This window comes from Streptomyces sp. CA-294286 (genome assembly GCF_050947155.1).
GTDB lineage: Bacteria > Actinomycetota > Actinomycetes > Streptomycetales > Streptomycetaceae > Streptomyces.
In genome coordinates this window covers 982,902-1,009,336 of sequence record NZ_CP192005.1, presented here as the reverse complement: position 1 = coordinate 1,009,336, position 26,435 = coordinate 982,902, and the positions used below count along the sequence as shown (strand labels likewise).

At 72.0% G+C, this 26,435-nt stretch carries 19 protein-coding genes; 15 read left to right on the top strand and 4 right to left on the bottom strand.

Annotated elements, in window-relative coordinates; translation table 11 throughout:
• The first annotated feature begins 246 nt into the window (after positions 1–246).
• Entirely contained in the window at positions 247–759 is a 513-nt protein-coding gene (gene nrdR / locus ACQPZG_RS09160) for a transcriptional regulator NrdR (protein ID WP_433545336.1), read from the top strand.
• A 171-nt stretch (positions 760–930) separates the two neighbouring features.
• The gene (locus ACQPZG_RS09155; protein ID WP_433545335.1) at positions 931–3,822 is read left to right on the top strand and encodes a vitamin B12-dependent ribonucleotide reductase; all 2,892 of its coding nucleotides are present in this window, start codon (positions 931–933) and stop codon (positions 3,820–3,822) included.
• A gap of 179 nt (positions 3,823–4,001) precedes the next feature.
• Here ACQPZG_RS09155 and ACQPZG_RS09150 read toward each other — a convergent pair whose 3' ends face one another.
• Complete coding sequence (locus ACQPZG_RS09150; RefSeq protein ID WP_433549325.1) at positions 4,002–4,565, bottom strand: TerD family protein; 564 nt, start codon at positions 4,563–4,565, stop codon at positions 4,002–4,004.
• 149 nt (positions 4,566–4,714) lie between these two features.
• On the opposite strand from ACQPZG_RS09150, the gene ACQPZG_RS09145 reads away from it, so the two are divergent.
• On the top strand, positions 4,715–5,320 hold the full coding sequence (locus ACQPZG_RS09145; protein WP_433545334.1) for a YdbC family protein: 606 nt from the start codon (positions 4,715–4,717) through the stop codon (positions 5,318–5,320).
• 18 nt (positions 5,321–5,338) lie between these two features.
• Here ACQPZG_RS09145 and ACQPZG_RS09140 read toward each other — a convergent pair whose 3' ends face one another.
• On the bottom strand, positions 5,339–5,971 hold the full coding sequence (locus ACQPZG_RS09140; RefSeq protein ID WP_433545333.1) for a TetR/AcrR family transcriptional regulator C-terminal ligand-binding domain-containing protein: 633 nt from the start codon (positions 5,969–5,971) through the stop codon (positions 5,339–5,341).
• An 87-nt stretch (positions 5,972–6,058) separates the two neighbouring features.
• Here ACQPZG_RS09140 and ACQPZG_RS09135 point away from each other — a divergent pair, with 87 nt between their 5' ends.
• The 6 genes from ACQPZG_RS09135 (at position 6,059) to ACQPZG_RS09110 (ending at position 13,252) form a co-directional block, all read left to right on the top strand.
• Complete coding sequence (locus tag ACQPZG_RS09135; RefSeq protein ID WP_433545332.1) at positions 6,059–7,675, top strand: ABC-F family ATP-binding cassette domain-containing protein; 1,617 nt, start codon at positions 6,059–6,061, stop codon at positions 7,673–7,675.
• 33 nt (positions 7,676–7,708) lie between these two features.
• A complete protein-coding gene (locus ACQPZG_RS09130; RefSeq protein WP_433545331.1) occupies positions 7,709–8,389 on the top strand; it encodes a histidine phosphatase family protein in 681 nt (226 codons plus the stop codon).
• 11 nt (positions 8,390–8,400) lie between these two features.
• Complete coding sequence (locus ACQPZG_RS09125; RefSeq protein ID WP_433545330.1) at positions 8,401–9,309, top strand: ADP-ribosylglycohydrolase family protein; 909 nt, start codon at positions 8,401–8,403, stop codon at positions 9,307–9,309.
• 493 nt (positions 9,310–9,802) lie between these two features.
• On the top strand, positions 9,803–11,533 hold the full coding sequence (locus ACQPZG_RS09120) for a DUF4153 domain-containing protein (RefSeq protein ID WP_433545329.1): 1,731 nt from the start codon (positions 9,803–9,805) through the stop codon (positions 11,531–11,533).
• Between the two features lie 226 nt (positions 11,534–11,759).
• Complete coding sequence (locus ACQPZG_RS09115; RefSeq protein WP_433545328.1) at positions 11,760–12,470, top strand: ribonuclease HII; 711 nt, start codon at positions 11,760–11,762, stop codon at positions 12,468–12,470.
• A 125-nt stretch (positions 12,471–12,595) separates the two neighbouring features.
• Complete coding sequence (locus tag ACQPZG_RS09110; protein ID WP_433545327.1) at positions 12,596–13,252, top strand: hypothetical protein; 657 nt, start codon at positions 12,596–12,598, stop codon at positions 13,250–13,252.
• Between the two features lie 99 nt (positions 13,253–13,351).
• On the opposite strand, the gene ACQPZG_RS09105 is transcribed toward ACQPZG_RS09110, so the two are convergent.
• Together ACQPZG_RS09105 and ACQPZG_RS09100 are read right to left on the bottom strand one after the other, a co-directional pair.
• Positions 13,352–13,981: a hypothetical protein gene (locus ACQPZG_RS09105; RefSeq protein WP_433545326.1), complete on the bottom strand. Its 630-nt coding sequence runs from the start codon at positions 13,979–13,981 to the stop codon at positions 13,352–13,354.
• A gap of 216 nt (positions 13,982–14,197) precedes the next feature.
• Positions 14,198–16,378, bottom strand: coding sequence for a RecQ family ATP-dependent DNA helicase (locus tag ACQPZG_RS09100; protein WP_433545325.1), 2,181 nt, complete (start codon positions 16,376–16,378; stop codon positions 14,198–14,200).
• Between the two features lie 111 nt (positions 16,379–16,489).
• On the opposite strand from ACQPZG_RS09100, the gene ACQPZG_RS09095 reads away from it, so the two are divergent.
• From ACQPZG_RS09095 to ACQPZG_RS09070, 6 genes are all read left to right on the top strand, one after another.
• Positions 16,490–17,920, top strand: a complete 1,431-nt coding sequence (locus ACQPZG_RS09095; protein ID WP_433545324.1) for a DUF4192 domain-containing protein — start codon at positions 16,490–16,492, stop codon at positions 17,918–17,920.
• Positions 17,921–18,285: 365 nt separating this feature from the next.
• A complete protein-coding gene (locus ACQPZG_RS09090; protein ID WP_433545323.1) occupies positions 18,286–20,334 on the top strand; it encodes a glycogen debranching N-terminal domain-containing protein in 2,049 nt (682 codons plus the stop codon).
• Between the two features lie 133 nt (positions 20,335–20,467).
• Complete coding sequence (locus ACQPZG_RS09085; RefSeq protein ID WP_433545322.1) at positions 20,468–21,310, top strand: NUDIX hydrolase; 843 nt, start codon at positions 20,468–20,470, stop codon at positions 21,308–21,310.
• Between the two features lie 141 nt (positions 21,311–21,451).
• Complete coding sequence (locus ACQPZG_RS09080) at positions 21,452–23,473, top strand: ATP-binding cassette domain-containing protein (RefSeq protein ID WP_433545321.1); 2,022 nt, start codon at positions 21,452–21,454, stop codon at positions 23,471–23,473.
• A 160-nt stretch (positions 23,474–23,633) separates the two neighbouring features.
• Positions 23,634–24,521, top strand: coding sequence for a FadR/GntR family transcriptional regulator (locus ACQPZG_RS09075; protein ID WP_433545320.1), 888 nt, complete (start codon positions 23,634–23,636; stop codon positions 24,519–24,521).
• 342 nt (positions 24,522–24,863) lie between these two features.
• Positions 24,864–26,417 (top strand): RNA polymerase sigma factor, encoded by a 1,554-nt coding sequence (locus ACQPZG_RS09070; protein WP_433545319.1) that lies wholly within the window; start codon positions 24,864–24,866, stop codon positions 26,415–26,417.
• Positions 26,418–26,435 lie beyond the last annotated feature (18 nt).

Sequence of the window (26,435 nt, the reverse complement as noted above, 5' to 3'; positions counted from 1 at the left end):
CCCTCGTGGGCGACCGCCGCAGACCCTCCCGGTCGCGCCCCGCGCCCTGGTTCGCCGCGACACGCGCGTAGGGTTGGAAGTCCGGTGAAACACCAGATCTAGTGGTTGAATCTCCGCAGCTACCCACAAGTTGTGGTTCGCGGTCGGGCGGAGCCCGGACATCGTTTATGCTGGGTACCGCTTCGAAGGCCCGTTCCGCGGCCCGCCGGAGCTCTTCAGTCGTGTCGCGAAGGAGGCCTTGGAACCATGCACTGCCCCTTCTGCAGGCACCCCGACAGTCGAGTGGTCGACAGCCGCACCACGGACGACGGGACGTCGATCCGCAGGCGCCGTCAGTGCCCCGACTGTTCCCGTCGCTTCACGACGGTGGAGACGGCCTCGCTGATGGTGGTCAAGCGCAGCGGGGTCACCGAGCCCTTCAGTCGTACGAAGGTGATCTCCGGCGTCCGCAAGGCGTGCCAGGGTCGCCCGGTCACCGAGGACGCCCTCGCCAAGCTCGGCCAGCGGGTCGAGGAGGCGGTGCGCGCCACCGGCAGCGCCGAGCTGACCACCCACGACGTGGGTCTGGCCATCCTCGGACCGCTCCAGGAGCTGGACCTCGTGGCGTACCTGCGCTTCGCGTCCGTCTACCGGGCGTTCGACTCGCTGGAGGACTTCGAGGCCGCCATCACGGAACTCCGTGACGAGCGGCCGCATGCCCAGGAACGCGGGCCCGGCGCACCCCCCGGGGTGCCCGTGCCCGCCGCGGCCACCGAGTAGCACGGCCGGATCGGCCCTCCTGCCGATCGGCTGCCGGGTACGACGACCGGCGGCACACCAAGACCTGTCACGGATGACGCGCTGTGCGCGACTGCCGGGACATCAGACACACAACGTGCCCTGGGAAGAACTGGGCACTTCTGGGCGTTTTAGCCCGATATGGGAGGCGGCATGACCGAGACGACGAGCGGCCCGGCACGAGGTTCCCGCAGCAAGGGAGCCAAGGGCAGCAAGGGTCTGCGTATCGAGCGCATCCACACCACTCCTGGCGTGCACCCGTACGACGAGGTGGTCTGGGAGCATCGTGACGTCGTCATGACCAACTGGCGCGACGGCTCGATCAACTTCGAGCAGCGTGGCGTCGAGTTCCCCGACTTCTGGTCGGTGAACGCGGTCAACATCGTCACCAGCAAGTACTTCCGCGGCGCGGTGGGCACCCCGCAGCGCGAGACCGGTCTCAAGCAGCTCATCGACCGGATCGTGAAGACCTACCGCAAGGCCGGCGAGGACTACGGCTACTTCGCCTCCCCGGCGGACGCCGAGATCTTCGAGCACGAGCTGGCGTACGCCCTCCTGCACCAGATCTTCAGCTTCAACAGCCCCGTCTGGTTCAACGTGGGCACCCCGCAGCCGCAGCAGGTCTCCGCCTGCTTCATTCTGGCCGTCGACGACTCCATGGAGTCGATCCTCGACTGGTACAAGGAAGAGGGAATGATCTTCAAGGGCGGCTCCGGAGCCGGCCTGAACCTCTCCCGCATCCGCTCCTCCAAGGAACTGCTGTCCTCCGGCGGCAACGCCTCCGGCCCGGTCTCCTTCATGCGCGGCGCCGACGCCTCCGCCGGAACCATCAAGTCCGGCGGCGCCACCCGCCGCGCGGCCAAGATGGTCATCCTCGACGTCGACCACCCCGACATCGAGAACTTCATCGAGACCAAGGTGAAGGAGGAGGAGAAGATCCGCGCCCTGCGCGACGCGGGCTTCGACATGGACCTGGGCGGCGACGACATCACGTCCGTCCAGTACCAGAACGCCAACAACTCCGTCCGCGTCAACGACGAGTTCATGAAGGCCGTCGAGGCCGGCGGCAAGTTCGGCCTGCGCGCCCGCATGACCGGCGACGTCATCGAAGAGGTCGAGGCGAAGTCCCTCTTCCGCAAGATGGCCGAGGCGGCCTGGGCCTGCGCCGACCCGGGCATCCAGTACGACGACACCATCAACAAGTGGCACACCTGCCCGGAGTCCGGCCGGATCAACGGCTCGAACCCGTGCAGCGAGTACATGCACCTGGACAACACCTCGTGCAACCTCGCCTCGCTCAACCTCATGAAGTTCCTCAAGGACGACGGCCTGGGCAACCAGTCCTTCGAGTCCGAGCGCTTCGCCAAGGTCGTCGAGCTGGTCATTACCGCGATGGACATCTCCATCTGCTTCGCGGACTTCCCCACCGAGAAGATCGGTGAGAACACCCGTGCCTTCCGCCAGCTGGGCATCGGCTACGCCAACCTGGGCGCGCTCCTCATGGCGACCGGCCACGCGTACGACTCCGACGGCGGCCGCGCCCTCGCCGGCGCGATCACCTCGCTGATGACGGGCACCTCGTACAAGCGCAGCGCCGAGCTCGCCTCGGTCGTCGGCCCGTACGACGGCTACGCCCGCAACGCCGAACCGCACCAGCGCGTCATGAAGCAGCACGCCGACGCCAACGCCGCGGCGATCCACGTCGACGACCTGGACAACCCGATCTGGGCCGCTGCGACGGAGGCCTGGCAGGACGTCCTGCGCCTCGGCGCGAAGAACGGCTTCCGCAACGCGCAGGCCTCGGTCATCGCGCCCACCGGCACCATCGGTCTCGCGATGTCCTGCGACACCACCGGCCTGGAGCCCGACCTCGCGCTGGTCAAGTTCAAGAAGCTCGTCGGCGGCGGCTCGATGCAGATCGTCAACGGCACCGTCCCGCAGGCCCTGCGCCGCATGGGCTACCTGGAGGAGCAGATCGAGGCGATCGTCGCCCACATCGCCGAGAACGGCAACGTGATCGACGCGCCGGGCCTGAAGCCCGAGCACTACGAGGTCTTCGACTGCGCGATGGGCGAGCGTTCCATCTCCGCGATGGGCCACGTCCGCATGATGGCGGCCATCCAGCCCTGGATCTCCGGCGCCCTGTCCAAGACGGTCAACCTGCCGGAGACGGCGACCGTCGAGGACGTCGAGGAGGTCTACTTCGAGGCATGGAAGCTGGGCGTCAAGGCGCTCGCGATCTACCGCGACAACTGCAAGGTCGGCCAGCCCCTCTCCGCCAAGAAGAAGGAGAAGGAGGCCGTCGCGGCCAAGGCCGAGGACACCATCCGCAGCGCCGTCGAGAAGGTCATCGAGTACCGCCCGGTCCGCAAGCGCCTGCCGAAGGGCCGGCCGGGGATCACCACCTCCTTCACGGTGGGTGGCGCCGAGGGCTACATGACCGCCAACTCCTACCCGGACGACGGTCTCGGCGAGGTCTTCCTCAAGATGTCCAAGCAGGGGTCGACCCTCGCGGGCATGATGGACGCCTTCTCCATCGCGGTCTCCGTGGGCCTCCAGTACGGCGTGCCGCTGGAGACCTACGTCTCGAAGTTCGTCAACATGCGCTTCGAGCCGGCCGGCATGACGGACGACCCGGACGTGCGGATGGCGCAGTCGATCGTCGACTACATCTTCCGCCGCCTGGCGCTGGACTTCCTGCCCTTCGAGACGCGTTCCGCGCTCGGCATCCACTCCGCCGAGGAGCGTCAGCGCCACCTCGACACCGGTTCGTACGAGCCGTCGCTGGAGGAGGACGAACTGGACGTGGAGGGCCTGTCCCAGTCCGCGCCGCGCACGGAGACCGCGCAGGCGGTCGCCGAGCCGAGGACGGAGACCGCCGTTCCGGCCCCGAAGCAGGCACCGCACACCTCGGCCGAGCTGGTCGAGATGCAGCTGGGCATCAACGCCGACGCCCCGCTCTGCTTCTCCTGCGGCACCAAGATGCAGCGCGCGGGCAGCTGCTACATCTGCGAGGGCTGCGGCTCGACCAGCGGTTGCAGCTGAGACGGCTGACGCCCCGGTGAGGGCGTGACACGAAGGGCGGCGAACCCGGAAGGGATCGCCGCCCTTCGCCGTGCGTCAGGACGGTGCTGTACGTCAGGACTGTGCCGCGTATCAGGCCTGTGCCGTGCGTCGGGGCCGTGCCGTGGGGCGGGTCCCGTGTGCGGCAGCGCTGCTGTGCGTCAGGAGTATTGTCCGCCCATCAGCCGCGCGAACTCCGCCGGGTCGGCGTCGAATCCGCGCACCAGTTCGCGCAGGCCCCAGCTGCCGGCGGCGTCGCGGACGAACTCGGCGACCGTCGCGGCCGTCGCGTGGGACACCGGGGTGAAGTCGTGGCGCGCGAGCTCGGTATAGCCTTCGAGGATCCGCAGGTCAGCGCTCTGTATGTCGCCGAATTCCTTTCTGCCGTCCCGCTGTTGGATTGCCACGCCGAGCACGACGCGCCCGTACCGGTCTGCCAGCCGGTCGAGTTCCAGCGTCATCTGCTCGTCGGTGCCGAAGCCCTGGCCGGTCTGGCTGTCCCGGTTGAGGGTGATCGTGCCGTCCGGGGAGCGGCTGCCGAAGTGCACCAGGTACGCCGGGCTGCCGTACGGGTCGTCCGCACGGTAGGTCGCGGCGACGATGTCGAGGTCGCTGGCGGCCGTGCCGAACGGGCTCGGGTCCCACTTCAGGGTGACCACGACCTTGGCGATCCCCTTGTTGAAGCTGCTCAACTTGGTTTTCCTCCGCTTCCTTTGTGCGTTGATCCTCACAGGGGATCACAGGACGGGACAAGCGGTTCACGGATTCCCGCGCGGCCGAAGGCCGTTGGGGGCCGCCGGGCGGCTCGGCGGGAAAGCCCGTGCCTCCTCTCGCGGGGTGACCGGGGCCACCCGTCTGGCCGTACGATGGCGCGGTGCTGGTCAAGTGGATTCGTTGCACCGTCGTGGACCGCCGAGGTTTCGAGCGGGGGCAGCGGAAGTGGGCGGGGCAGCTCGGCGAACCCGGATTCCGGGGCCAGAGCGGCGGCTGGAGCAGGCGGCGGGACGGGGTCGCCCACGTCTTCGCCTTCTGGGAGAGCCGCGCCTTCTACGACTCCTTCATGGCGCGCTCGCACGACCGGCTCGCGGCATCCCAGGTGGGCACGTTCAGGAACGTCCAGGTGAAGCTGTTCGACTACCGCTTCGACATCAAGACGGGCTTCGAGCCGCGCTTCACGGACGCCGACGTGGTGCGCGTCGCGCACTGCAAGGTGCGTGCGGACCGCGTCGAACACTTCGCGCTCATGCAGGAGAAGGTGTGGAACCCGGCGATGGCGGGCTCGCCGGGGATGCTGCGGGGGCTGTTCGGCGAGGCTCCCGGCAACGAGTTCCTCGTCCTGTCCATGTGGCAGTCGGCCGCCGAGCACGGCAAGTACCGGGCGGAGCGGGTCGAACGGCTGGCGCTGCGGGCACAGACCGAGGCGGACGTGGCGGCGCTGGCGGGAGACGTCGTGGAACTGCAACCGTCCTGGACGGTGTGAACCCCGCCTGTACGCAGGTCAGTCGGTACCGAGGGTGTACGCCCCGGCCCTGACGGCGGCCAGAACGGCTGCGGCACTCTGGTCCGCCGTCGTCTTGTCGACCGGCTCACGCGTGACGAAGAGGCGGAGGAACAGCGGGGCGGACACCGCCCTGACCACCGCCCCCGCGTCGACGTCCGGGGCGGCCTCGCCGCGGGCGACGGCGCGCGCGAGGACGGCCTCGCAGCGGGTGAACCGCACGGTGTAGAAGTCGCGCAGGGCCGTGGCCGCCTGTGGCGACTGGAACGCGGCGGCGACGAACGCGGTGGGAGCCGCGGCCCGGGCGGGGTCGGCGAAGGAGTCGACGACCTGCCGGGCCAGGGCGCGCAGGTCGCCCTCCAGGCTGCCGGTGTCGGGCGGGGTCCAGTCGTCCTCGCCGGCCATGTCGAGGGCGTCGGCGACCATGCCTTCGAGGCCGCCCCAACGGCGGTAGAGGGTCGTTTTGTGCACCCCGGAGTGCTCGGCCACGTACTCGACGGTGAGGCCCGGGTAGCCGTGCTCCGTGAGTCCGGTGAGGACGGCGTCGCGGACGGCGGCGCGGGTGCGGGCGGTGCGGCCGCCGGGACGGCGGGTGCCGGCCGGTGCTGCTTCTGGAACGCCACTGTCAGTCAATTGCTACTCCTGTTGCATTAAGGGTGTTCCGTGTGCCATGCTCATCATAACGCGACTCAAGTTGCGTTTAACTGCTTGGAGGTGCCCTTGTCTGCTCAGTCCCAGATCTCGCTGCGCGGAGTGACCCTCTCCCGCGGTGACCGGCTCCTGCTCGACGACGTCACGCTGACCGTCCGTCCTGGGGAGAGGCTGGGCATCGTCGGGGAGAACGGCGCGGGAAAGTCCACCCTGCTCGGACTCCTCGCCGGCCTTCAAGTCCCCGACGAGGGCGAGGTGGTGACGGCCGCGGCTCGGGGAGCCGGGCTGCTCGCCCAGACTCCGCAACTTCCCCCCCACCGCACGGTCGGCGACGCGGTGGACGCCGCCCTCGCCGAACTTCGGACCGTGGAAGCCCGGTTGCGCACACTTGAAGCGGAACTCGGCTCCGCCGACGAGGTGACGCTCGCCGAGTACGGTGACCTGCTCACCACCTTCGAACTGCGCGGTGGGTACGAGGCGGACGCCCGGGTCGACAAGGCCCTGCACGGACTCGGGCTGGCCCGCATCGGCCGGGAACGGTTGCTGGGCAGCCTGTCCGGCGGTGAGCAGGCCAGGCTCGGTCTCGCCTGCCTCGTCGCGGCGGCCCCCGAGGTGATGCTGCTGGACGAGCCCACCAACCACCTCGACGCATCCGCGCTCGACTGGCTGGAGGACGCCCTGCTCGCCCACCGTGGGACGGTCGTCGCAGTTTCCCACGACCGGCTGTTCCTGGAACGGATCGCCACCTCGGTGCTCGAAGTCGACGCCGACCGGCGCACGGTCGTGCGCTACGGCGGCGGGTACGCCGGATTCCGCGCGGAGCAGGCGGCCGCCCGGGTCCGCTGGGAACAGGCGTACACGCGATGGTGCGAGGAGCGTGCACAACTGGAGGCGTTCGCCGGCACCACCGCGCACGCCGTCGGCCAGGGGCACGCCATGAAGGACCGCAACAAAATGGCGTACGGCAGGGCCGGCAACCGGGTGCAGGCCTCCGTCTCCTCCCGGGTGCGCAACGCACAGGAAAGGCTGCGGCGACTGGAGGAGGAGCCCGTTCCCAAGCCCCCGGAGCCAATGCGCTTTCACGCCCGGCCGGTGGCCGGGGCGGCCGCGGGAGCCCTGGTGGAGCTCGCCGGGGTACGGGTCGCGGGCCGGCTCGCGGTCGACGGCCTCACGGTCGCCGCGGGGCAGAAACTGCTCGTCCACGGCGGAAACGGCGCGGGCAAGACCACGCTGCTGCGGGTCATGGCCGGCGTCACGGAGCCGGACAAAGGGACGGTGACGCGGCGGGGACGCATCGGCTACCTGGCCCAGGAGATCCCCGTGCACCGCCCCGCCGAGGGCGTCCTGACCACCTTCGGACGGGGACTGGGACTCACCGAGGACGAGCAGGCAGAACTCCTGCTGTCGTACGGCCTCTTCCGCCCCCGCGATCTCCACGTGTCCGTCGGCTCCCTCTCGGCGGGACAGCGGCGCCGGCTCGCGCTGGCCAGGCTGCTGGCCAGGCCCGCCGACCTGCTCCTCCTGGACGAGCCCGCCAACCACCTGGCGCTCGCCCTCGTGGAGGAACTGGAGCAGGCACTCGCCGCGTGGACCGGAGCACTGGTGGTGGTCTCCCACGACCGGCTGCTGCGCCGCCGCTTCACCGGCGACATCCGCCGGATGGAGGCGGGACGGCTGGCCGGTTGAGCCCCCGCTCCCCGTTCGAACTAGGGTTTCGGCATGGCACGACCGCGACGCATCGTCCTCGTCCGGCACGGCGAATCGGAGGGCAACGCAGACGACACCGTCTACGAGCGCGAGCCCGACCACGCGCTGAGACTCACCGACGCCGGCTGGCGGCAGGCCCGGCAGGCGGGAAAGCGGCTGAGGGAACTGTTCGGCGACGAGAGGATCAGCGCGTACGTCTCTCCGTACCGGCGCACCCACGAGACCTTCCGCGCCTTCGACCTCGACCCCGCGCGCGTACGGGTCAGGGAGGAACCGAGACTGCGCGAGCAGGACTGGGGGAACTGGCAGGACCGCGACGACGTACGACTCCAGAAGGCGTACCGGGACGCCTACGGGCACTTCTTCTACCGGTTCGCACAGGGCGAGTCCGGGGCAGACGTCTACGACCGGGTCGGGGCCTTCCTGGAGAGCCTCTACCGGAGCTTCGAGGCCGACGACCACCCCGAGAACGTTCTGATCATCACGCACGGACTGACGATGCGGCTGTTCTGCATGCGCTGGTTCCACTGGTCGGTCGCCGAGTTCGAGGCGCTGTCCAACCCGGGCAACGCCGAGACGCGCGTGCTGGAACTCGGCGAGGACGGGCGGTACGCGCTCGACCGGCCCTTCGAGCGCTGGCGCGCCCCCGAACCCTACGGAATGACCGGGGAGAGCCCCGCGGGCACCGGTTAGAGTGCACAGCGATGACCGCTGACTCCGCTTCCGACCCGCGCCTCGCGCGCGCTCTCGACAGCCTCCGAGGGCTGTCCGTGGGAGACGCCCTGGGCTCCCAGTTCTTCGTCCCCGCCCACTACCCGCTCCTCAAGGAGCGCGCACTGCCGCCCGGCGACTGGCAGTGGACCGACGACACCGAAATGGCCGCCTCCGTACTGGCCGTCCTCGCCGCGCACCACCGGATCGACCAGGACGCGCTCGCGCGCTCCTTCGCCGACCACCACGACTTCGACCGCGGTTACGGCCCTGCCGTGAACCGCATGCTCCGGCTGATCAGGGAGGGCGGCGACTGGCGAGAACTGGCCGCAGCCCTGTTCGACGGCCGCGGCTCCTGGGGCAACGGCGCCGCCATGCGGATCGCACCGCTCGGCGCCTGGTACGCGGACGACCCGGAACAGGCCACCCACCAGGCCGAGATCTCCGCGTACGTCACCCACCAGCACCGCGAAGCCGTGATGGGCGCGATGGCCGTGGCGGCCGCCGCCGCCCTGGCCGCCGACCCGGCGGGCCCGCCGACCCCCGAGGGATTGCTCGACGGCGTCATCGCGCTGGTCCCGCGCAGCGCTGTCGCCGCCGGGCTGCGCCGGGCACGGGGCATGCTCGACTACGACGATCCCGCCACGGTCGCCGCCGTGCTGGGCTGCGGGCGGCGCACGAGCGCCCACGACACCGTGCCGTTCGCGCTCTGGTCGGCGGCTCGCGCTCTCGGTGACTTCGAGCGGGCCTTCTGGACGACCGCGCAGGTCGGCGGCGACGTCGACACGACTTGCGCCATCGTCGGAGGAGTGCTGGCGGGCGCCGGGGCGGGAAGCCCGCCGAAGGAGTGGCAGGAGCGGACCGAGGCGCTGCCGCGGTGGACGCCCACCGGGGAGGCGTGAGCTGCCTCGCTCGCGCGACGGCCAGACGGGATGCGCGGCCGAGCGACGCCACTCAGCGTTTTCGTGCCTGCACGACGGCGGGCAGCACGCGCTCGGTGTGACAACGGGCGTCGGGGTGCGGCCGGCAGCCGGTCGGCGGGGCCCACTGGCCAGCGGGGGCGCGGATGTCCGTGCGGAAGGGGGCGGCGCGTTCCGTGCAGTGGTGTCCGGTGACGCCCGTGCGGCAGCGTCGGGGTGAGACTCGTGCGCCAAGGGAGTGGATGCCGGGGAGCGCGCGGTGAGCCCCGGGCGGCAGGTCGGATTCCGATTCCGTCGCCCGCTGTCGCGGTTCTGTCCTCATGTCGGGGCCGAAGGCGGTCGCCCGCCCGTCCGGGGCTAGTCTGACGGCCATGCCGCCACGCCGGTCTCCACGGGCGTGTGCCGAACGAGCTACCGGGCTCCGATCCGCCACGTACCGCGCGAGGCGCGACGTGCCTGGTCGGGAGGGGGTCCCGTGCCTGACGAAACAGAGCCGACCAGAAGCGCACCGCCACCGCGGCCATTGCCCGCCGCCGTCCCGCCCCCGGGGACACGGCCCGCGGACGGGCCGCAGGACGCAGCCGCGGGGCCGCCCGTCTCGCCCGAACACGCGCATCCGTATCCGCAGCCGCTGACCCCGGACCAGGTGCGGCAGCAGCAGTGGCAGCAGTGGCAGGCCCACCAGTACTGGCAACAGCAGCGACGGCTGAAGGCCGCCGAACCGCCCGCCTGGCGCGCCCGCGTCCGCCCCGCCCCGCCCGCCCGAATACGGGCGGCCTCGCTCTGGTGCGTGCTGGCCACCGCCCTGCTCAGCGGTCTCTTCCTCGGGGACGGACTCGGCCTGAACCTGCTGATCGTCGCCGTGCCCGCCGCTCTCGCCGCGTTCTTCGCCGCCCAGGCAGCCGGCCGCCGGATACGGCCGTGGTCGTTGGTGTGGGGGCTCGGCGGACTCGCGCTGCTCGCGGTGCCGGTGCTGCGGGACGCGGGCTGGCCCACGTTCCTCGCGGTGCTCTCCGCGCTCGTGCTCGGCTCGCTCGCACTGCACGGTGGCCGGACCTGGCCCGGCGTCCTGATCGGCTCGCTCGGCCTCATCGGCTCGGTGGTCCCGGGCATCCGGTGGGGCTGGCGGGGGCTGCGCGAACGTGCCGACGGCTCACGGGACCGGTGGGGGCCGGTGGTCCGTACCGTCCTGATCGCGGCCGTCCTGCTGGTGGTGTTCGGGACGCTGTTCGTGAGCGCGGACGCCGCTTTCGCGAAACTCCTCGGCAAGCTCGTGCCGGACGTCTCCCTCCTCGACGGCCCGTGGCGGATACTGCTCTGCGCGCTGGGACTGATCGGGGCGCTGGCGGCCGCCCGTACCGCCGCCGCCCCCCATCAGTGGGACAAGGCCGAGATCGCCCCGGCGCGTGCCCGCGGCCGCATGGAATGGGCGCTTCCGCTGATAGTCCTGAACCTGCTCTTCGCGGCGTTCATCGCGGTGCAGCTCACCGTTCTGTTCGGCGAGTACGAGGCAGCGCTCGACGCGACCGGACTGAACCACTCCGACTACGCCCGGCAGGGTTTCTGGCAGTTGCTCTGGGCCACCCTGCTGACCCTTGCCGTCATCGCCCTCGCCAGCCGCTGGGCGCCGCGCGCGGACGCCCGTGACGCGACGCTGGTGCGTTCCGTGCTCGGCGTGCTGTGCCTGCTCACGCTGGTCGTGGTCGTCTCCGCGCTGTACCGGATGAACATGTACGTCGGGTCGTACGGCCTCACCCGGCTGCGCGTCTCGGTGACCGCGATGGAGATCTGGCTCGGCGTGGTGCTCGTACTGATCATGGCCGCCGGCGTGTTCGGCTCCCGCTGGCTGCCCCGGGCCGTCGTCGGCAGTGCCGCGGCAGCCGTTCTCGCCTTCGGTCTCGCCTCGCCCGACGCACTGGTCGCCGAGCGCAACGTCGCGCGCTTCAAGCAGACGAAGGAGATCGACGTGGACTACTTCCGCGGCCTGTCCGCCGACGCCGTGCCCGCCCTGGACACCCTCCCCGAGCCGCAGCGGACCTGCGCGCTCCGCGGGATCATGGACGGACGGGACATCGACAGCCCCTGGTACGCCGTCAGCCTCGGCGAACGACGCGCCCGCGAGGCCGTGGAAGCCCGCCCGCTCGACCCCGCCGTGACGGACTGCCGCGGCCTGGACTCGGGCGACAGCGGGGAGTACGGCCGGTAGCGGAGCGCGGGCGTGAGCGGGCTGTGCCTCGTCCGACGGTTGGCGCGTGCGACCTCGGACGGGGCGGGCCCGTACGCACCGTGCGATACCGGGCCACCGACGGTCAGGAGTCTTCGTCCAGGCCCGGTGCGCGAGCGAAGTGACCCCTCGCGTTCCGCGGCCCCGGCGCCTTGACCGGGACCGGGGTGTCGCACCCGGGTAGCGGCGGCGTACCCTGACTGGCGCCATGCCGTACGAACCACCCACACACACCGTCGAGCGCTCACTGCGCGCCACCACCGGAGCCAAGACCGTCGCCGGCGTCGACGAGGTCGGGCGCGGAGCGTGGGCCGGACCCGTCACCGTGTGCGCCGCCGTCACCGGACTGCGCCGCCCGCCCGCCGGACTCACCGACTCCAAGCTCCTCACCCCCAAACGCCGCGGTGACATCGTGCTGCTCCTGGAGGAGTGGGTCACTTCGTACGCACTCGGCCACTCCACGCCCGAGGAGATCGACGCCCTCGGCATGACGGCCGCGCTGCGACTCGCTGCCGAACGTGCGCTAAATGCCTTGCCGGTACGGCCCGATGCCGTCATCCTCGACGGGAAGCACGACTACCTCGGGGCACCCTGGAAGGTCCGTACGGTGATCAAGGGCGACCAGTCCTGCATCGCGGTCGCGGCCGCCTCGGTGATCGCCAAGGTGCGCAGGGACGCGATGATGGCGGAGCTGGAATCGGAGACCGGGGGCTGCGCGCCCTACGGTTTCGCGTCCAACGCCGGCTATCCGTCCCCCGTGCACCAGGCGGCGCTCGCGGAACTCGGGCCGACCCCGCACCATCGCCTCTCCTGGTCCTATCTCGACGGGCTCCCGCAGTGGCGGCACCTCAAGAAACACCGGATCCCGGCAACGGCGGCAGCACTGGAAAGCGGGGGCCAACTCGGCTTCGACTTCTGACTGTTCACGGCTGGATGCCGCATCGCCGGCCGTGCCGCCCGGCAGCACCACTCACATGCCCCGCCCTCACCACTCGCACCACCCGCCGATGTCCCTCGCACCGGCGTTTGATAGATGTTCCAGTCATGCCTCTCATCCCACAGGAGCCCCAGATTTACGAGAGCGCCCAGGGTCCCCGCGCCACCCCGGCTGCCGGCCGCACCGCGCCGACCCCTCGCCCCGTACCCGGCCCGCGCCCTGCGGCGCCGCGCCCCGGTCCCGCCCGTTCCGCCCGCCCCGGCCCTCCGGTCCAGCGGACGCACGCGCCGCAGGCCGCACCCGCCCACCCTGCGGTAAACCGTCCCGCGCCGCAGGCCGCTGCGGCTCCGGCACCCTCCGCACCGACCCCGGACGGGCCCCAGATCCAGTTGGTCCCCGCTTCCGCGAACGGCGCGCTCGACGCCGCGGGTGAAGCGGTGGACCTGCTGCTCGACTCCGGCCGTGCGCCGGGTGACGTCCTGGTGTTCACCACCGGCGAGCAACACCCCTGGGCGGCGCACGAGTTGTCGTTCGGAGAGGCGTCCTACTGGGCGCAGCACGACGCGCGTGACGACGTTTTCTACGCGGACGTCAACGTCGCGGAGCGGGCCGCCGCCCGTCCGGTGGTCATCGTCGCGGTCAACGACGAGACCGCGGGGAACCTGGCCCGCACCCTGCCGGCGGCGCGTGCGCGGGCCGGTGCCCTGCTGATCGTCTGCGGTGACCCGCAGCGCATCAACGCCGGGCTGGGCGCCGGAGTCTGAGCGCGATCGTCCGACGCAGGTGATGCGGTGCGGCCCCGAGGCACGAACAGACCTCGGGGCCGCACCGCGTTGTCGGACCTGTCCGCAGTGCGGCCCGCCTCAGCGGGCCGCCGCCCGCCGCAGCGCATCCGCGGCCCCGCCGCCCGTGCGCTGCAGGGGCGGGTCGGGTTCCGCCAGGGACTCCGCGAGATCCGCGGGCGGGGACCCGGCGGCGGGCCGACGGCCGCCGCGGCCCTCGCCGAGGACCTGCCAACCGCCGCGGGTCAGCGTGATGTACGCACCGCAGCGCAGGCCGTGCAGCGTGCACGCGTCCCGCAGCCCCCACATCCACGCGCCGTCCTCCTCCGTCCAGCGCTCGTCCCCCTCCCGGCAGTAGAGCAGTACGGCGGTGCGTACCGGCGTGCGTCGGCGCAGGTCGTGCGGAACGACGCGGCGCAGGTGTGCCAGCAGCGCGTTGCGCAGCTCCCAGCCGTCCGGCGGGAGCGGCCTGCGGACGAAAGAGGCGCTGGCGGTGAGCCGTTCCTCGGTGTCCAGCACGGCGACGATCGCGGTGGCGGGCTCGGGCCGGTGGCGGGCGTGCAGCCCGCTGACGACCTCACGGGGGTTGCGCAGCAGGGGAATTCCGGCCGAGGCCCACTCGGCCGGTTCCAGCGTCCGGCCCAGGCGGCTGGCGGCATCGGCGGACGACGAGCCGGGCGAGCTCATGGACGGAGCGAATCCGAAGGTCACGGTCCTCCCTTCGCATACGCGCCCACAACTGCGGGCAAGGTCGGGTGGGGGCGCGCCGCGGCACGGCCCTGCGGACCACAGGAAAGCCGTGCGGGAGCGCTTCCAATTCTTCCTGGCGCCGGGGAATGCGGCAACGAGCAATTGGGGCGGTCGGCCGGATTCTGTTGATATGACACTCATATCCCTGCCCAGGCGGACCGCTCCCAATGCCTCTCGTCACCCCTGAACGGCGAGGACCAGGGGAAACACCCCCTCCGCTCCGGCCCTGCGCAGCAGCCGGGCAGCCACCGCGAGTGTCCATCCGGTGTCCGACGAGTCGTCCACCAGCAGCACAGGACCGCTTGCCGTGGCGAGCGCCTCGGCGAGTTCCGGCGGCACGGTCAGTGCCCGGTGCAGCGAGCGGACCCGCTGGGCGCTGTTGGCCTGCGGCAGCGGTGCCCCGCCGGCCTCGGCCGTGTACTCCAGTGAACCCAGGAACGGCATCCGGCCCACCTCCGCGACCCGCGTCCCCAGCGACCTCACGAGCTGCGGCCTGCGGTGCGAGGGGAGCACGACCACCCCCACCGGGCGCGGCGGAGCGTTCCGGTCGCCGCCGGCCCAGCCCCCCGGCCCCTTCGCCCAGTCGGTCAATACGGTCACGACCGCCTGGAACACGTCGTCCGGCACCGGCCCGTCCGGGGCCTGCGCGGCGAGCATGGGACGCAGCCGGTTGCCCCAGCCGATGTCCGACAGCCGCCCCAAGCCCCTTCCCCGGAGGGCGACCTCACCTTCCGGGATGCGGCCCTTCAGGTCGACTCCGACCGCCGGGAGGCCGGTGGGCCACATCTTGCGGGGCTCCACCTCGACCCCCGGGCGTCCCAGCTCCCCGCGCGCCGCGTCCAGGGCGGCGTCCGACACCTTGCCGTCGAACCGGCTCCCGGCGCAGTTGTCGCAACGACCGCAGGGCGCGGCCTGTTCGTCGTCCAGCTGGCGGCGCAGGAACTCCATGCGGCAGCCCGTGGTGGCCCCGTACTCCCGCATCGCCTGCTGCTCGGCGGCACGCTGCCCGGCCACCCAGGCGTACCGCTCGGCGTCGTACACCCAGGGCTGCCCGGTGGAGACCCAGCCGCCCTTCGTGCGATGCACCGCGCCGTCCACGTCGAGAACCTTGAGCATGGCTTCGAGGCGGGTGCGCCGCAGGTCCACCATCGGCTCCAGGGCGGGCAGCGAGAGCGGCTTCGGCGAACCGGCAAGCGTGTCGAGGGTGCGCCGTACGAGGTCCTCCGGCGGGAAGGACACCGACGCGAAGTACTTCCAGATCGCCTCGTCCTCCTTGCCGGGCAGCAGCAGGACCTCCGCGTGCTCCACCCCGCGCCCCGCACGGCCCACCTGCTGGTAGTAGGCGATCGGCGACGAAGGGGAACCCAGGTGCACCACGAACCCGAGGTCGGGCTTGTCGAAGCCCATGCCCAGCGCGGAGGTCGCCACCAGCGCCTTGACCCGGTTGGCGAGCAGGTCCTCCTCCGCCTGGACACGGTCGGCGTTCTCGGTGCGTCCGGTGTACGAGGCGACGGTGTGCCCGCACTGCCGCAGGTACGCGGTGACCTCCTCGGCGGCGGCCACGGTCAGCGTGTAGATGATGCCGGAACCCGGCAGCTCATGGAGGTGGTCGGCGAGCCAGCCCAACCGGGTCGCCGCGTCGGGGAGTTGCAGCACGCTCAGGCTGAGGCTCTCCCGGTCCAGCGGTCCGCGCAGCACCAGCGCGTCCGTCCCCGCGCCCGTGCCGAGCTGCTCCGCCACGTCGGCGGTGACCCGGGAGTTGGCGGTGGCGGTGGTAGCCAGGACCGGCACGCCGACCGGCAGCTCGGCCAGCATGGTACGCAGCCTCCGGTAGTCGGGGCGGAAGTCGTGGCCCCAGTCGGAGATGCAGTGCGCCTCGTCCACCACGAGCAGGCCGGTGGCGGCGGACAGCGCGGGCAGCACGTTGTCACGGAAGTCCGGGTTGTTGAGGCGCTCGGGCGAGACGAGGAGGACGTCCACCTCGCCCGCGGCCACCTCGGCCTGGACGGCGTCCCAGTCCTCGTGATTGGAGGAGTTGATGGTGCGTGCGCGGATGCCCGCACGCGCGGCGGCCTCCACCTGATTGCGCATGAGGGCGAGCAGGGGCGAGACGATCACGGTGGGTCCGCTGCCCTGCGCGCGCAGCAGCGAGGTCGCCACGAAGTACACGGCCGACTTTCCCCAGCCGGTCCGCTGCACCACCAGAGCCCGGCGCTTGTCCGCGACGAGCGCCTCGATGGCCCGCCACTGATCCTCGCGCAGCCGGGCGGTGCCACCGGCATCGCCGACGAGGCGGGCGAGCACGGAATCGGCGGCGGCGCGGAGGTCCGCGGTGTCTGAGGCGTCTGTTCGGGTCATGCCCCCATGCAACCCGATGGCACCGACATCGCGCGAACGGGCGTCCGGCCCTGTGGACAACTTTATTCACAGGGGTGGCGGGGCTGGTGGGAAGTAGCGGAAAGTCGCCCCATGAACACGAACAGTGAGAAGCGCGATCACCGCGACGCCTCCGAAGCGACCGCAGAGCAACAGATCACCCTCCGGGGACCTGCCCAACTCGCCGACGCACTTCCCTATTTGATGGGGTATTACCCGAACGACTCCGTGGTCATGGTGGCGTTGCACGGGCGTAGGGGGAGGTTCGGGGGGCGGCTCAGGCTCGGCATTCCGAAGTCCCCGCAGGAATGGGCGCCGGTCGCCTCCCACCTCGCCGAATCCCTGGTGGCCAACAGCGAGCGCAGCGGCAGCCGCCCGGACGGCATCCTCGTCTTCCTGTGCCAGGACCCCACGGACGGCGCGACCGGCAGGGAGGTGATGGAGCGCTTGCGGGCGTTCGCCCAGCGGCTGCGCACCGCCTGCGGGACGCTCGACGTCCCCGTGCTCGAAGCGCTCTGCCTCTCGGACGGCCGCTTCTGGTCCTACTGCTGTCCCGACGGGCGCTGCTGTCCGCCGGAGGGAACCGCGCTGGCCCTGCCGGGTACGTCCGTGATGGCGGCGGCCGCCGCGTACGCCGGCATTCAGGTGCGGGGCAGCCTGCGGGAGATGGAGGCCCGGCTCACCCCCCGCCCACAACAGCCTGCCGTGCTGCGCGCCCGGGTACGGGCGCTCGACGAGGCGGGCAGCACGGTCGTCCCCAGGATCCTCAGCGACACCGGCCGCGCACAGGTCTGCGAGGAGACGCTCGACCTGGCCCGGGTCCTCATCAGGCGGCTGGGGAGGTCCCCCCTGCCGCGGGGGTCCTGGGTGGCGGCGGACCGCGCCGACGACGAGCTGGTCAGTGACGAGGAGGCCGCCACGGTCGTCGTCGGCCTCCAGGACCGGGACACCAGGGACCGTGCGGCGGAATGGATGGAAGGCCCGGAGGCCGCCTGCGCGCTGAGACTGTGGCGCCTCCTCGCCCGGCGGTGCGTCGGCCCCTACGACACCTACGCAGCTCCGCCGCGAACTCTCGCGGGCTGGGTCGCCTGGTCCACCGGTGACGAAGCGGAGGCGCGGGTGGCGTTGGGCCTGGCGTTGCGGGCGGACGCGGAGTACACCTTCGCGCAACTGCTGCACCAGGCATGCAACGAGGGACTCGACCCGGAGAAGCTGCGGGTCTGCCTGCGCGGGGAACGTTCCGCCCGCACGGGCAGGGCCCGCCCGGGACCAGGCGGGCGCGGGGCACGCCGACGGCAGGCGACGGCGAGGGCGCGACGGGCGGCCCGGGGCAAAGCGGGCAGGTTGGGCGAGTCCCGGGTGCAGGCGGCAGGCCCTCGGGCGGCACGTCCCGGCGTACGCCCCCGGGTCCGGCCGACGGACCGTACGGAAGGTGCCGAACCCGGCCTCACGTCGGGGCGCGAAGGAGTGCGGCCCCGGGAGACGCCGCACCGGGCGCGGCGCGGCACGAGGAGCGGGCGATGACGGGCCGTCGGCCGACTCCGCGACCGGCGTCGCCCCCGCCTGCGCCCCGGTCGACCTCGTACAGCACCGTGCCGCGGCCGGTGCCGTCCCGCACTGCCCCGCCGCGGTCGGCGTCCTCCCGCACTGTGCCCCGGCCCGAGGCGTCCCGCACGGCGTCCCGCATCCCGTTCAGTCCCGCGCCCCCTCCATCGTTCCGGACGACGGCTCGACCGCCGAGGAGACGTACAGCGCCCCGCGCGTCGCTTTTCCCCACGCCCTCCGGCCGTGACCCGGCCGCGTGTGCCGCCGTTCACCTGAGTGGCGTCCGTGCACGCACTGCGCCGCCACACCCGTCGCCATCTTCCGGAGCGCAGAGAAGGCACCACATGGCCCTCACCGTCCCGCCGTCCTCCGACGCCCGCGGCACGCCTCCGGGGCATCGCCGCCCCGCGCAGCACACCGGCCCCGGCTCTGCCCGGGGTCCGGCGCCAGGAGTCGGCCAGCCCACCGAGCTGCCGCCCGTGCACGCGATGATCATCTGCGCCGACCTGCCCAGTCTGGCGCTCTCCGCCGAGCACGGGCAGCTCACCGGGCGCGGGCTGGAGGGCTTCTACCAGGCGGGCCGCAGACTGCTCGCGCGCTGCGAGCTACGGGTGGCGGGTCGTGAACCGACCGCCGTGCAGGGCAGGTCGGCGGGCGCGGGCCGGGCCAGGTTCATGGCGGTCGTCCGCACGCAGGGCGACGGCGGCCCGGACCCCGGGATCGCGGTGGAACGAATCAGGACCGCCGACGGCGGCGAACGGATCACCCTGCGCAGCTCGGCGCCGCACCCGCTCCGGTTTCCGGTGGAGATCACCCTGGGCACCGACCTCGCGGACCTCGGTTCCATCGCCGCCGGCCGTTCCGGCCCCGAACTCCCCGCCAGCGTCCACGGCTCCGGCATGCGCTGGACCACGGGCGGCGCGAACTCCGTGGTGACGGCGGACCCCCCGCCCGGCGATGCCCTCGCCTCGGCCGGCCTGCTGCGCTGGGAGATGGAGCTGCCGCCCGGTGGTTCGCGCACCATCGAGCTTCGGGTCAGGACCGAGAGAGCGGTGCGCTCCGCGGGCAGGACCGGAGGCTGCCCGCTGCCCGAGACGAGCGCGGAGGGCGACGACCCCCGGGTGGGGGACCTGCTGCGTACCAGCGTCGACGACCTGCGGTCCCTGATGATGCGCGATCCCGCCCACCCCTCGGACGTGTACCTGGCGGCGGGAATTCCCTGGCGCTGCGGGCTGGCACCCGCCGAGGCGCTCTGGGCGGCCAGGATGGCGTTCCCGCTCGGCACCCGGCCCGCCGCGGCCGCGCTCCGCACGCTCGCACGCTCCCAGGCGGAGGGCAACGGCCTCGTCCCCGGCCCTTTCCGGGACGCGGGACCGTACCTTCCCCCAGGCTGCACCGGAGTGGAGGCGACCCTGGCGTTCCCCGTGGTGCTCGCCGAGGCCCGCCGCTGGGGACTGCCCGAGGAGGACTTCGAGGAGTTGCTGCCCGCCGCCGAGCGCTGTCTGAACTGGCTGCGCACCACGGTCGGCGACGACGTCTACCTGCGCGATCCGGGGCCCGGCGGACTCCGCCGGGCCGAGACGCAGGCACACGCCCACCGCGCGGCCCTGCTCGGTGCGGAGCTGCTGGAGGCGTGCGGTCGCCGGGGAGCCGACGGCTGGCGTGAATGGGCCGGGGCTCTGCGCAGCGCCTTCCGTCGGGAGTTCTGGATCGAGGACCGGGCGGGCGGCCGCCCGGCAGCGGCCACGACGGCCGACGGGCGACAGGTGCCCCACCTCGGCTCCTGGGCGGTGCACCTCCTGGACACCGGCCTGCTGGGCGCCGGGCGGCTCGCGCCCGGACTGCTCGACAAGGTGCAGACGGAACAGCTGGCACGGCTCTTCGGGAGTCCCGCCATGGACTCGGGGTGGGGGCTGCGCGGGCTCGGCGTGAAGGAGGCCGCGTACAACCCGTTCGGTCACCGCAGCGGCGCCGTGCGGGTGCACGAGACCGCCCTCGCGGTCTCGGGCCTCGCCGCCGCCGGTTTCGAGAAGGAGGCCGGCTCCCTCCTGCGCGGCCTGCTGGACGCGGCAGCGGCCTTCGGTCACAGGCTGCCTGAGATGTACGCGGGGGAGCAGCGCACGGCCGGCGGCTCCCCGCTGCCCCACCCGGCCGCGTGCCGTCCGGCAGCGGTGTCGGCCGCTGCCGGGATCCATCTGCTCGCCGCCCTCGTCGGGATCCGTCCCGACGCCCCTGCGGGCACCGTCCGCCTGGTCCCGCTCGCCAGCGCACCGCTCGGAGCACTGCGGCTCTCCGGGCTGCGGGTCGCTGCGGAACCGTTCGCGGTACGGGTCAGCCGACTCGGGCTCGCCATGGTCGAGGAGGCCGCACCCGGCCTCCAGCTGGGGGTGTGACGACATGGCGGGGAGCAGCGGGGAAGCGACGCGGGAGAAAGACGCGGCGGAGGCCGCGGCGGCGGACGGCGGGAACGGCCCGGAGCTACCCGAAGGGACTGTTTATCGTCAGGAAGACGACTATGATCGCGGCATGTCGCCCTATGATCCGTCGGCCTTTCCTCCCTTCGCCGTCACCGTGGATCTGGCCGTGCTCACCGTTCGCCGTCACGCGCTCTGCGCCCTGGTCGTGCGACGCGGGGAGCAGCCGTTCCAGGGGCGGTGGGCCCTGCCGGGCGGATTCGTGCGTGCGGACGAGAATCTCGCGGAGGCCGCGGCCAGGGAACTGTCCGAGGAGACCGGGCTGTGCGTGTGGCCCGCGGCGGCGGTTCCGGCGGCGGTGGGCGCACCGGACGTACCCGCGTCGGCCGCGCGCGAGTCCACCACCGCCGTTCCGGCCAACGGCGCCCATCTGGAACAGCTCGCCACCTACGGCGACCCGGACCGCGACCCCCGGATGCGAGTGGTGAGCGTGGCCCACCTGGCCCTCGCCCCCGACCTCCCCGCGCCGCGCGCGGGCGGCGACGCCAACAGCGCCCGCTGGGCCCCGGTGGAGGCACTTCTCGACCGCACCCGGGGTTTCGGCGACGAGGGCGACTTCGACGCGGAGGGCGAGAAGGCCGCACCGCTCGCCTTCGATCACGCGCGCATCCTCGCCGACGGCGTCGAGCGTGCCCGCAGCAAAATCGAGTACTCCTCACTCGCCACGGCGTTCTGCCCGCCCGAGTTCACGGTCGGAGAACTGCGCCGGGTCTACGAGGCGGTCTGGGGCGTCGCCCTCGATCCCCGCAATTTCCACCGCAAGGTGACGGGAACGCCGGGCTTCCTGGTGCCGTCCGGCGGCACGACGACCCGTCAGGGCGGCAGGCCCGCACAACTGTTCCGGGCGGGCGGGGCCACCCTTCTCAATCCGCCGATGCTGCGTCCCGAGGTCTGACCGCTGCGACCGGCGCCTCCGGCCGGAATTCCGCTCTGACACCCGCACGTTCTCCGCCTGCGCCAAAAGTCCGAAATGTCGCGTTATCGTGCTGCGGTACCCGTCTCGGTCGGATGCGAGGGAAGAGACGCGAGGAAAACGATGCTCCAGGCCGTCGGACTCACCAGCACGCCCCGCCGGGCACGACCGCCGGCCGTGAACGACCTGACCTTCGCGGCGCGGCCCGGCCACGTCACCGCGCTCCTCGGCGACGCCGGTTCCGGCAAGACGACCGCCCTGCGCCTGATGCTCTCGCTCGAACAGGGCCGCGGTGTCACCTACTTCAGGGGCCGGCTCCTGCACCAAATCGCCCACCCCGCCCGCGAAGTGGGGGCCCTTCTGGGCGACGTGCCCGGCCATCCCTCCCGTACCGCCCGAGGACAACTCCGCATGCTGTGCGCCGCGGCAGGCGTCCCCGCCTCCCGCGCCGACGAACTGCTCGACGTCGTCGGCCTGAGCGAACTCGGCCACCACCGGCTCGGCTCGCTCTCGCTCGGCATGGACCGCAGGCTCGGCATCGCCTCCGCCCTCCTCGCCGATCCGCACACCCTCCTCCTCGACGAGCCCGCCGCCGGCCTCTCTCCTCGCGACACCGCCTGGCTGTACGGGCTTCTGCGTGCCCACGCGGCCCACGGCGGCACCGTGCTGTGCACCACCGCCGACGCCAAGGAGGCCGCCCAGGGCGCCGACCGCGTCGTCACCCTCAAGGAGGGCCGGCTCGTAGCCGACCAGACGGCGGCGGATTTTGCCCGTACCCGGCTGCGCCCCCGCGTCGCCGTCCGTACCCCGCAGGCCGCCCGCCTGGGTGCTCTGATCGGCCAGGAGGCCCGGATCGCCCGGCGCTCCGTCGAGGTCGTGCCCGAGGGCGGCAACCGGCTCCTCGTCTACGGAAGCACCTGTGCGGAGATCGGGGACACGGCCTTCCGCCACGGGGTGCTCCTCCACCAACTCGCCGACGAGACCGGGGACACGGGCGACCGTCCGGTCCTGGTTCCGCACCCTTCGGCCGCCGCCCCACGTTCCTCGGCTCCAGCCCCGTCGGCGTCGGCCCCCGACCTGGACGTCAGCACCCAGACGTACGCCTCCGTGTCCGCCGCCCCACACGCACCGGCTTCCGGCTCCGCACCGGCTTCCGGCTCCGCATCGGCTCCCGGCTCTGCTCCGGCTTCCGGCTCCGCACCGGCTCGCGCCTCCGCACCGGCTCCCGCCTCGGCTTCCGTCCCCCTGGCCATGGCTTCCGGCTCCCCGCGCACACCCACCCCGGCTCCCAGCTCCCCGCAGGCGTCGAGCTCCGCCCCCTCGTGTGCTCCGCCCGCCGCGGCCTCCTCCCGCACCGCTCCTCCGCGCCCCCTCCGCAGCCCACTGCGCCCCCTCCGGTACGAACTCGTCCGCACGTTCGGCACTCGTCGCACCCTCCTCGCCATCGCGACCGCCCTGTGCGTGTCCGCAGTACTGGCCGTCTTCCTCACGCACACCGGTGCGGCGCCCCTTCCGGCCGCGCTGGCCGGTTGGCCCAGTCTGTTGCCGCTTCCTCCGGCCGCACTCGGTGCGGGCCTGCTCGGTGCGCTGGCCTTCGGCGACGAGTTCCGCTACCCGGCACTGACCACCTCCCGAGGCACGTCGCCCCGCCGTTTCGGCCTCCTCGTGGCCAAGCTCACGGTGTCCGCAGGCCTCGCCCTGGTCCTCGCCGCAGGGGCGGTGGTGGTCGACTTCGTTCTCCTGCGCGTGCTGTACGGGGGCGAGCTGGTGGCCGTGCCCGCCGGACCGACCGCCATGGGAGCGAACTGGGCCGCTCTCTGTGTGGGCTGTGCCTGGGCCGGGCTGCTCGGCGCCGGCGTCTTCCGGGTCACGGCCGCCGGCCTGGCCGCCGTACTGGCCGTGCCCGTCGTCGTGGTGCCGGCCGTTCAGCACCTCCTCGCCGGCCCGGCCACACGTTCGATGGTCGGACTCCCGGACAGGTTGCGGGAGCTGATGCTGCTGCGGCTCCCCGGCGGCGCGGATCAGTGGCTGCTCGCTGCGCTGCGGCTCATCGCCCAACCGATGGGTGTGGCGCTGGCGTTGTCGGTCCCTGTGCTCCTGTGCGCATATCTGCTCACCGGCCTTCGCCGCAAGGCCCGTTGGTGACCGAAGGTTTCCGCGGAGCCGTCCGCTCGCCCACAACTTCCCAGGGAAAGCACGTTTCTTTCCGATAAGGCGTCAATTGGGGAGAGAGCGGTGATCACCCTTTCGTGTGCTTTTCACCAAAGACCTCAAGGGGCGGGGAAGTCGCGCCGACAACTGATCCGTGAGTACCCTTGCGCACACCATGATGACCGCCGCCCGCTCCGTCGATTCAGGCATCGCCGGACCTGGCGAACTCGACCGCTACCCCTTCGCGGAGACCCCCGGCGCCGACCGCGTCGGCCCCATCGGCTGGGACAGTCCGGAATCGGACCTGGGCCGGGTCGGCCGCCGATCCGCCGGAAACCGCGGACGCGGGTTGCACGGTCAACTCGTCCAGCAGCTCGGCCAGATGATCGTTTCCGGTGACCTCGGGGCGGACCGTCCGCTCGTTCCCGAGGAGATCGGCCAGCGGTTCGAGGTCTCCCGCACGGTCGTCCGGGAGTCGCTGCGCGTCCTGGAGGCCAAGGGCCTGGTCAGCGCCCGTCCCAACGTGGGTACGCGCGTCCGCCCGGTCAGCGACTGGAACCTGCTCGACCCCGACATCATCGAATGGCGTGCCTTCGGCCCCCAGCGCGACGACCAGCGGCGCGAACTCGCCGAACTGCGCTGGACGATCGAGCCGCTCGCGGCCAGGCTCGCCGCCGGACACGGCCGGGACGACGTGCAGCAGCGCCTCGGAGACATGGTGGAGATCATGGGGCACGCGCTCGCCCAGGGAGACTCCCTCACCTTCTCCCGGGCCGACGCCGAGTTCCACTCCCTCCTCATCCAGCTCGCCGACAACCGGATGCTGGAGCACCTTTCGGGCATCGTCTCGGCGGCCCTTCAGGTGTCCGGCGGGCCGATCTTCGGTTGCGACCGACCCACCGACGTCTCCCTTTCCCACCACGCGCGGATCGCCGACGCCCTCGCGGCGGGCGACGGGTCGGGGGCGGAGTCGGCGATGCGACAACTGCTCACCGTGCACCCGGAAGTGGAACGCGTCGTACCCGCCCCGCGCGAGCACTGACTGCCAGTCACCTCTTCAACGCGCCGTCGAACGCGTGTGGTTGTCCCTCCTGTCGCCGGACCTTCGGGTTCGGCGACACGATTGTGGGCACTCGACATGTCCCCGGGGATCCGCCGCGAGCCGGTTGTGACTCGGCCCACGAAGTCGGGGCGTAACGCTCCGGGAGATCCCGCGATGACCTAAGAGGTGACAGTCGAGGAGGGAAGCAGGTGCCGCTCGCGGCACCGCGGCCCGTCTGCGGTCGTTCGCCCGGTCCGCCGGTGCACCCCCAGCCGGTGGTCGTCGGCTCAGGCCCTCACGGGCGGGGTCGGGCGCCATTTCCATCGTTCCGAGAGGTTGTTCGTGTCGGCCAGCACATCCCGTACGCTCCCGCCGGAGATCGCCGAGTCCGAGTCTGTGTTGGCGCTCATCGAGCGGGGAAAGACTGAGGGGCAGATCGCCGGCGACGACGTGCGTCGGGCTTTCGAGGCCGACCGGATCCCGCCGACCCAGTGGAAGAACGTCCTGCGCAGCCTCAATCAGATCCTTGAGGAAGAGGGTGTGACGCTGATGGTCACTGCCGCGGAGTCACCGAAGCGCGCCCGCAAGGGCGTGCCGGTGAAGAGCCCGGCCAAGCCTGCCGCCCCGCGGACCGTCGCGGCGAGCGCCGCCGCCCCCAGGACGGTCGCGGCGGCCGCCGCCATGGCACCGGAGACCGAGGCCGGGGACGCCGTCGTGGACGAGCACGGCGCAGTGCCCGTCAAGAAGGCCGCCGCCAAGAAGACGACGCCCCGGAAGACCGCCGCGAAGAAGACGACCGCGAAGAGGGCGACGGCCAAGAAGACCGCCGCGAAGAGCGACGACGGGCCCGACGACGCCACGGCCGAAGAGGCCCCGGCCAAGGCGGGCGCGGACGAGGAGGGCGGCGAAGGCGGCGAGGCCAAGGGCTTCGTGCTCTCCGACGACGACGAGGACGACGCACCTGCCCAGCAGGTCGCGGTCGCCGGCGCCACCGCCGACCCGGTCAAGGACTACCTCAAGCAGATCGGCAAGGTCCCCCTCCTCAACGCCGAGCAGGAGGTGGAACTCGCCAAGCGCATCGAGGCCGGCCTGTTCGCCGAGGACAAGCTCGCGAACTCGGACAAGCTCGCGCCCAAGCTCAAGCGCGAACTGGAGATCATCGCCCAGGACGGAGGGCGCGCCAAGAACCACCTGCTGGAGGCCAACCTCCGCCTCGTCGTCTCCCTCGCCAAGCGATACACCGGCCGCGGCATGCTCTTCCTGGACCTGATCCAGGAGGGGAACCTCGGGCTGATCCGTGCGGTCGAGAAGTTCGACTACACCAAGGGTTACAAGTTCTCCACGTACGCGACCTGGTGGATCCGGCAGGCGATCACCCGCGCGATGGCCGACCAGGCCCGCACCATCCGCATCCCGGTGCACATGGTCGAGGTCATCAACAAGCTGGCGCGCGTCCAGCGGCAGATGCTCCAGGACCTGGGCCGCGAGCCCACCCCGGAGGAGCTGGCCAAGGAACTCGACATGACCCCCGAGAAGGTCGTCGAGGTCCAGAAGTACGGCCGCGAGCCGATCTCCCTGCACACCCCGCTGGGCGAGGACGGCGACAGCGAGTTCGGCGACCTCATCGAGGACTCGGAAGCGGTCGTTCCGGCCGACGCGGTCAGCTTCACCCTGCTTCAGGAGCAGTTGCACTCGGTGCTGGACACCCTCTCCGAGCGCGAGGCGGGCGTGGTCTCCATGCGCTTCGGCCTCACCGACGGCCAGCCCAAGACCCTCGACGAGATCGGCAAGGTCTACGGGGTGACGCGTGAGCGCATCCGCCAGATCGAGTCCAAGACGATGTCCAAGCTGCGCCACCCGTCGCGCTCGCAGGTCCTGCGCGACTACCTGGACTGAGGCGCTTCCCGCACCACC

Excerpts from the sequence above, each read along its gene's own strand:
- ACQPZG_RS09095 (WP_433545324.1), top strand. The coding sequence starts at position 16,490 with ATGAACACGAACAGTGAGAAGCGCGATCACCGCGACGCCTCCGAAGCG.
- ACQPZG_RS09090 (WP_433545323.1), top strand. The coding sequence starts at position 18,286 with ATGGCCCTCACCGTCCCGCCGTCCTCCGACGCCCGCGGCACGCCTCCG.
- ACQPZG_RS09110 (WP_433545327.1), top strand. The coding sequence starts at position 12,596 with ATGCCTCTCATCCCACAGGAGCCCCAGATTTACGAGAGCGCCCAGGGT.
- nrdR (WP_433545336.1), top strand. The coding sequence starts at position 247 with ATGCACTGCCCCTTCTGCAGGCACCCCGACAGTCGAGTGGTCGACAGC.
- ACQPZG_RS09155 (WP_433545335.1), top strand. The coding sequence starts at position 931 with ATGACCGAGACGACGAGCGGCCCGGCACGAGGTTCCCGCAGCAAGGGA.
- ACQPZG_RS09085 (WP_433545322.1), top strand. The coding sequence starts at position 20,468 with ATGTCGCCCTATGATCCGTCGGCCTTTCCTCCCTTCGCCGTCACCGTG.
- ACQPZG_RS09125 (WP_433545330.1), top strand. The coding sequence starts at position 8,401 with ATGACCGCTGACTCCGCTTCCGACCCGCGCCTCGCGCGCGCTCTCGAC.
- ACQPZG_RS09080 (WP_433545321.1), top strand. The coding sequence starts at position 21,452 with ATGCTCCAGGCCGTCGGACTCACCAGCACGCCCCGCCGGGCACGACCG.
- ACQPZG_RS09115 (WP_433545328.1), top strand. The coding sequence starts at position 11,760 with ATGCCGTACGAACCACCCACACACACCGTCGAGCGCTCACTGCGCGCC.
- ACQPZG_RS09100 (WP_433545325.1), bottom strand. The coding sequence starts at position 16,378 with ATGACCCGAACAGACGCCTCAGACACCGCGGACCTCCGCGCCGCCGCC.
- ACQPZG_RS09130 (WP_433545331.1), top strand. The coding sequence starts at position 7,709 with ATGGCACGACCGCGACGCATCGTCCTCGTCCGGCACGGCGAATCGGAG.